This is a genomic window from Campylobacter sp. 2018MI13 (assembly GCF_018501135.1).
Taxonomy (GTDB): domain Bacteria; phylum Campylobacterota; class Campylobacteria; order Campylobacterales; family Campylobacteraceae; genus Campylobacter_E.
This window is the reverse complement of record NZ_JAHCZC010000154.1, coordinates 1-1037: the sequence shown is the minus strand read 5'-3', so window position 1 is coordinate 1037 and position 1037 is coordinate 1. Positions and strand designations below refer to the sequence as shown.

The 1037-nt window shown below is 24.3% G+C and carries 1 protein-coding gene; it reads left to right on the top strand.

The genetic code is table 11. The features are described from left to right. Positions 1–835, top strand: an 835-nt coding sequence (locus KJQ99_RS09410; protein ID WP_214150669.1) for a hypothetical protein, incomplete at its 5' end; no start/stop codon positions are given. Positions 836–1037 lie beyond the last annotated feature (202 nt).

Genomic DNA, 1037 nt, shown 5'->3' with positions numbered 1-1037 from the left:
TTGCAAAGATGATAATAATTGCATTATAAATTCTTATAAAACTAGAATAAAAGAGCTTAGCACTAGTCTTGAAAACTCAAAAACCTATCCTAAAGAACTAATAGAACATATAAAAATAATTCAAGAACACTCAACTGAGTGTTATAAAGGCAATTATGTTGTAGAGTGTGAAGAAACACCACTAAATAATTTTTGGCAAGATTTTTTTAGATACAAAGATATAAAAATAAAGCCAAAAATTGTAGATGCTAAGCCTTACGCAAGCCAAGAAGTAAAGGACACTCTTAAATACTGCTGGGATTTAGGGCTTGATAGGAGAGTTTCAAAAACTGTAGAGCCAAATTATGGGGTTTATTCTTTTTTTGAAGTTGATAAAAATGGAGAGCTCTATTTTGCAAGTAAAATTAAGGGTAAAAAATACATAGAAAAACACAAAAATATAACTATAAGTGATGTAGTTTTAGATGATAAAAATTACTTAGCTTTATTAGGTGAAATTGGAAATATTTTGTTTATAGAAAAAGATTTTTGCAATCATCCTATTAAAAATAAAAATCTGTTAGATGTCATAAAAAAATCTAATAGAATAAAAATATCAACAGATTTTCATGAGCTTACACAAAGAATTTTTACGATAAATTACAAAGAAAGAGATTATTTTTTGGTTTATAAGATTTACTATTATAATACATATCCAACATATGAAATTTATATACATAGTATTGCAAATATTGTATCTAACGCATATTATCTTTACACAAGGGCATACCCTTATACATTTACTGAATTAAAATCTTTACATTGTGAAATAAATCTAAAAAAGGAGAAAAAATGAGCTTAAATAATTTGTATTCAAATTTTACAAATATTAAACTTATAAACTCCTAATAAAGGCAAATGTTAAACAATAAAAAATATTTAATTATCCATTTTAAATTCTAAGAATTTAAAAATCATATTTTAACTTTTAAACACACTTGCAAACCAAGAAATATTCTTCAATAATGCTATGATATGAAAAATAAAGGAGAGTTATG